This window comes from Rhodococcus sp. KRD162 (genome assembly GCF_017168335.1).
In the GTDB taxonomy this organism is placed as follows: domain Bacteria; phylum Actinomycetota; class Actinomycetes; order Mycobacteriales; family Mycobacteriaceae; genus Rhodococcoides.
Window position 1 is genome coordinate 1 of the sequence record NZ_JABFAU010000106.1, and the last position, 5,673, is coordinate 5,673.

Below are 5,673 nucleotides of genomic sequence, written 5' to 3' on the forward strand. Positions count from 1 at the left end.
GCATCCCGGTTACCGGATCTACTCCAGCTCCGACGGCCACGTCGCGCTGGCCGCGCTCGAGCCGCACTTCTGGGAGCGCGCCCGCGCCGGTCTCGGTGTCGAGGGCACCCAGGAGGAGCTCGAGCAGACGTTTCTTTCCAAGCCGACGCGCGAATGGGAGGAGGTCGCGAAGCGCCTCGACATTCCCCTGATCGGAATCCGCGATTCGGCACCCCGTAATTCAGCACAAGGAGCTTTGTCATGAGTGTTCGCGAGGCCGTTATCGTCGGCGCGGTCCGGACCCCGGTCGGCCGTCGCGGAGGGATCCTCAGCGCATGGCATCCGGTGGACCTGCTCGGGCAGACGCTGCGGGAGCTTGTGGCCCGCGCCGGCGTCGACCCCGCCGCGATCGAGGACGTCATCACCGGCTGCGTCATCCAGCACGATGTCCAGTCGGGCAATCTCGGCCGCCACGCGGTGCTCGCCGCCGGGCTGCCCGAGTCGGTCCCCGCGGTGACGATCGACCGCCAGTGCGGTTCAGGGCAGCAGGCGGTCAGCTTCGCCGCCCAGGCGGTGATGGCGGGTTCCCACGACCTGGTGATCGCCTGCGGCGTCGAGTCGATGTCACGGGTGCCGATGCCTCCGGCGTTCCTGCCCGGCGCGCCGCTCGGCCCGCAGTACAGCCCGCGCGAACTCGACCGCTACGACGGTGGGCTGATGGCGCAGGGCCCGTCGTCGGAGCTGATGAACGAGAGGTTCGACCTGAGCCGAGCGGCGTTGGACGCGTTCAGCGCTCGCAGCCACGAGCGGGCGCACGCCGCGACGCGGGCCGGGAAGTTCCGCGACCAGATGGTGCCGATCACCGCCGACCCCGACGACCCGACCGGTCCGGTCATCGACTCGGACGAGGGCATCCGCGAGCACATCGACCCCGCCAAGATGGCGAGCCTGAAAGCCGTGTTCGGCGCCGACGGGCGGACCACGGCGGCCAACTCCTCGCAGATCAGCGACGGCGCGGCCGCGCTGCTGATCGCCGACCGCGAGTACGCCGAGCGCAACGGCCTCATCCCACGCGCCCGGTTCCGCGCGCTGTCGGTCGCCGCCGCCGACCCGATCATCCAGTTCACCGCGATCCTCGACGCCGCCCACAAGGCGCTCGGCCGAAGCGGGTTGGCCGTCGAGGAGATCGACCTGTTCGAGGTCAACGAGGCCTTCGCCGGTGTGCCGCTGATCTTCCAACGGGAATTCGGCGTCCCGGACGACAAGCTGAACGTCAACGGCGGCTCCGTCGCCCTCGGCCACCCGCTGGGCTCGACCGGAGCCCGGATGCTCACCGACCTGCTCTGCGAACTCGAACGCTCCGGCAAGAGGTTCGGCTTGCAGACCGTCTGCGAGGCCACCGGCACCGCGAACGCCACCATCATCGAACGCATCTGAGGACGTCATGAGCCACGAGATCGTGAGGGGCCTGCCCTCCACCCACGGCGACCACTATCAACTCAACACCACCACCATCATCCGGCACGCCGCGCGCACCTATCCCGAGCAGGAGATCGTGTACCGCACCGCGGACGGCGGCTGGGACCGGTACACCTACGCCGATGCCTACGCGCGAATCCAACGAAGTGCCAATGCACTTCGCTCGATCGGCGTCGGGCCGGGCGATGTGGTCGGGATCCTCGACTGGAACAGCAAGCGGCACTACGAGCTGTACTGGGCGATTCCCGGCCTCGCTGCCGTGATGTTGCAGATGAACCTGCGTTTGGCGCCAGAGGATCTCGCTTACGTCACCGGACACAGTGATGCATCGGTGGTCCTCATCGACGAGTCGCTGCTTCCGGTTGCCGAGGCGCTGGCACCGCATACGCCGAACGTGAAGACGTGGGTGGTGATGACCGATAAGCCGCTGGCCGACATCACCACCACGCTCCCGCACGCGGTGCACTGGGAGGACCTGCTCGCGGACGCCGGCCCGGAGATCGACTGGCCGGTCATCGACGAAACCTCCTCCTACAGCGCGTGTTACACCACCGGCACCACCGGCAGGCCCAAGGGCATCTACTACTCGCATCGCGGCATCTACCTGCACACCCTCGCCGAGGTCGCCGGACTCGGGATGAGCAGCGACGATGCCGTCATGCTCATCACGCCGATGTTCCACGGCCAGGGCTGGGGCCTACCCCAGGCGGCCGCCTACAGTGCCGCAAAAATCGTGCTGCCCGGTCGCTACATCGCCGAGGACACATCCGTCCTCGTGGACGCGATGATCGCGGAGCAAGTCACCGTCGCAAACGGTGCGCCGGCGATCTTCCAGCCCATGATGAACTACATCAAGACGCTTGCGGTCGCACCGGACTTCTCCCGCGCGCGGCTGCTGTCCGGTGCCACCGAGCCGCCGCTGTCGCTGATGCGCGACTTCCACGACATCACTGGAGCCGACGTCATCCACGCCTACGGCGCCACCGAGACCACCCCTCTGGTCGCGGTGAACCGGGGACTGAAGCCCTCGCTGCGCGGTGTGATCTCGGACGAGGAGAAGTGGGATCTCAAGCGTAAGCAGGGTTTGCCGGTCAACGGCATCGACATCCGGATCGTCGACGCGGAAGGCAACGATCTCCCGCACGACGGCACGAGTCAGGGTGAAGTGCTGCTGCGCGGACCGTGGATCATCGAGCGCTATCACAAGCTCGACGACGACGCCGACAAGTTCCTCGACGGGTATTGGCGTAGCGGCGATGTCGGGACCATCGACCCGAATGGTTACTTGAAGATCACCGACCGGATCAAGGACGTGGTCAAGTCGGGTGGCGAATGGATTTCCTCCATCGACATGGAGAACGCACTCGTTGCCCATCCGAAGATCGCCGAGGCGGCCGTCATCGGCGTCCCGCACCCGAAGTGGCAGGAGCGTCCAGTAGCACTCGTCGTGACGACCGACGGGCAGGAACTTCCACTGTCGGAGATCCACGAATTGCTCGCCGATGCATTCGCCAAATGGCAATTGCCCGAGACCGTCCTGTATCTGGACCAGCTGCCCCGCACCAGCGTCGGCAAGCTCGACAAGAAGGCCATGCGCGCCGCGCACACCAACGTCTACGAGGACGTCCGATGAACCCCGACAACGCCCCGCTACGCACGGCCCGCGACAGCCACCTCCTGATCCTGGAGATCAACCGGCCCAAGGCTCGCAACAGTCTGAACGAGGCGGTGCTCACCGCCTTGAACACCGAGCTCGTCGCGGCTCGGCACGACGACGAGATCCGTGCCATCGTGCTCACCGGCGCCGGCGGGATCTTCTGCGCCGGAGCCGACATCACCAATTTCGACGCCATTCGCGACCAGTCGCTGCTCGGCGATCGAGCCGCGCTGGGCGGCACCATCTGGGCCGACCTGGGCCGATTCCCGAAGCCGGTCCTCGCTGCGGTCGAGGGCCTCGCACTCGGCGGCGGCTGCGAGTTGGCGCTTGCCTGCGACATCGTCATCGCCGGCGAATCCGCCAAGTTCGGTGTCCCGGAGGTGAAGCTCGGCGTGATCCCGGGCGGCGGCGGAACCCAGCGCCTGATTCAGGCCGTCGGCAAGTCCAAGGCGATGGCCCTACTGCTCACCGGCGACTTCCTGTCCGCACAGCGGGCGTGCGCGGCCGGCATCGTCGCCGAGACCGTCCCGGACGGCACCGCCCTCGAAGCGGCGGTCGCCATGGCGCAGCGGATCGCCGCCAACTCACCGCTCGCGGTGGCGCTGGCCAAGGATGCCGCCCTCCAGGCCCTGGAAACCTCTCTGGCGCAAGGACTCGAGCACGAGAAGCGCAACTTTCACGTTGCCATCCATTCCGCCGACAGCCGCGAGGGCCAGGCCGCGTTCCTCGCCAAGCGCGCCCCCGAATTCACCGGAAAGTAGGACCGATCATGAGCGAGCTGTTCCCCGATTACCGCTCCCCGTGGGAGACCGACGATCAGGCGCTGCTGCGTAAGCACGCCGCCGAGTTCTTCCGCAAGGAAGCCACCCCGAACCAGGACCGTTGGGCCGCGCAGCACCAGGTCGACCGCGAGTTCTGGACCAAGGCCGGCGCCGCGGGACTGCTGTGCCTCGACATCGCCGAAGAATACGGCGGCGGGGGCGGCAACTTCGGCCACGAGGCGATCGTGCAGCAGGAGATCGCCTACGCCCACGACACCGCGTTCGGCTTCGCCGTGCACTCGACGATCGTCGCGCACTACATCGCCGCCTATGCCACCGAGGACCAGAAGAAGCGCTGGCTATCGAAATGTGCGAGCGGTGAGAGCGTCCTCGCCATTGCGATGACCGAACCCGGCACCGGCTCGGACCTGCAGGCCGTACGGACCACCGCGGTTCGCGACGGCGGCCACTACGTGATCAACGGCTCGAAGACGTTCATCTCGAACGCGTCGCACTGCGACCTGCTCGTCATCGTCGCCAAAACGGACCCGAGCCAAGGTTCCAAGGGTATCTCGCTGCTCGTCGCGGAGACGGAGAATCTTCCGGGGTTCGAGCGTGGGCGGGTGCTGGACAAGATCGGCCAGCACGGCCAGGACACCCGCGAGTTGTCGTTCACCGACATGCGGGTGCCGGCAGCGAATCTGCTCGGCGGCGTCGAGGGGCAGGGCTTCTACCAGCTGATGGGTCAGCTGCAGCGTGAGCGGCTGATCCTCGGTGTCGGCGGTGTCGCGGTGGCCGAGGCCGCGGTGGCGGAGAGCATCAGGTACGCCAAGGAACGTCACGCCTTCGGCAAGCCGATCCTGAACTTCCAGAACACGAAGTTCGTACTCGCCGAGTGCAAGACCGACGTGCTGGCCGGCAAGACCCTGATGGACCACTGCATCCAGCGTCACCTCGACGGCACCCTCGACGCGGCGACCGCGTCGATGGCCAAGCTGTGGGGCAGCGACAAGCAGTGCGAGATCGTCGACCGCTGCCTGCAGGTCTTCGGTGGCTACGGCTACATGATGGAGTACCCGATCGCGCAGATGTACGCCGCTTCCCGCGTGCAGAAGATCTACGGCGGCACCAACGAGATCATGAAGGAACTCATCGGCCGCGCCTTATGAGGTTGACCTTCGCGCAGTGACACCACTGCGTCAGTCACACCTCACTTTGTCAAAAACCCGATGTTCTCAACCTATTTCGTCAGGAGTATTCATGCATATCACCGGAACCAACGCACTCGTCACCGGCGGAGCCTCGGGCCTCGGACTGGCCACCGTCACCGCCCTCGCCAAGTCGGGCGCCCGGGTAATCGCCGTCGACCTGCCCACCGCGAACACGGATGCGCTGGCTGCTCTCGGCGACACCGTGGAATTCGCTCCGGCGGATGTCACCGACGAGGCCGCGGTCACCGAGGCGGTCGAGCGCGCCAACGCGGAGTCCTCACTGCGAATCACCGTGAACTGCGCCGGCATCGGCAACGCCGTCAAGACCGTCGGTAAGAACGGACCGTTCCCGCTGGCCGAATTCGAGAAGATCGTCAAGGTCAACCTGACCGGAACCTTCAACGTCATCCGCCTCGCCGCGCACGCGATGTCGCAGAACGAGCCCGTCGACGGCGAGCGCGGCGTGATCGTCAACACCGCCTCGGTCGCGGCCTTCGACGGGCAGATCGGACAGGCCGCGTACTCGGCATCGAAGGGCGGGATCGTCGGCGCCACCCTGCCGATCGCCCGCGACCTGGCGTCGCTG

5 protein-coding genes and 1 pseudogene are annotated in these 5,673 nt (G+C 66.8%); all 6 read left to right on the top strand.

From position 1 onward, the window contains the following. Positions 1-244, top strand: a pseudogene (locus J1M87_RS28335) (CoA transferase); the annotation flags it as partial. Further along, a complete protein-coding gene (locus J1M87_RS28340) occupies positions 241-1,416 on the top strand; it encodes a thiolase family protein (RefSeq protein WP_011331217.1) in 1,176 nt (391 codons plus the stop codon). The pseudogene J1M87_RS28335 and the gene J1M87_RS28340, both read left to right, overlap by 4 nt. A 7-nt stretch (positions 1,417-1,423) precedes the next feature. Next, positions 1,424-3,091, top strand: coding sequence for a long-chain-fatty-acid--CoA ligase (locus J1M87_RS28345; protein WP_011331216.1), 1,668 nt, complete (start codon positions 1,424-1,426; stop codon positions 3,089-3,091). Next, positions 3,088-3,876, top strand: coding sequence for an enoyl-CoA hydratase/isomerase family protein (locus J1M87_RS28350; RefSeq protein ID WP_011331215.1), 789 nt, complete (start codon positions 3,088-3,090; stop codon positions 3,874-3,876). Before J1M87_RS28345 ends, J1M87_RS28350 begins: the two co-directional genes overlap by 4 nt. Positions 3,877-3,884: 8 nt before the next feature. Next, positions 3,885-5,045: an acyl-CoA dehydrogenase family protein gene (locus tag J1M87_RS28355; RefSeq protein ID WP_011331214.1), complete on the top strand. Its 1,161-nt coding sequence runs from the start codon at positions 3,885-3,887 to the stop codon at positions 5,043-5,045. Between the two features lie 91 nt (positions 5,046-5,136). Then, positions 5,137-5,673, top strand: a 537-nt coding sequence (locus J1M87_RS28360) for an SDR family NAD(P)-dependent oxidoreductase (RefSeq protein WP_206492961.1), incomplete at its 3' end; no start/stop codon positions are given.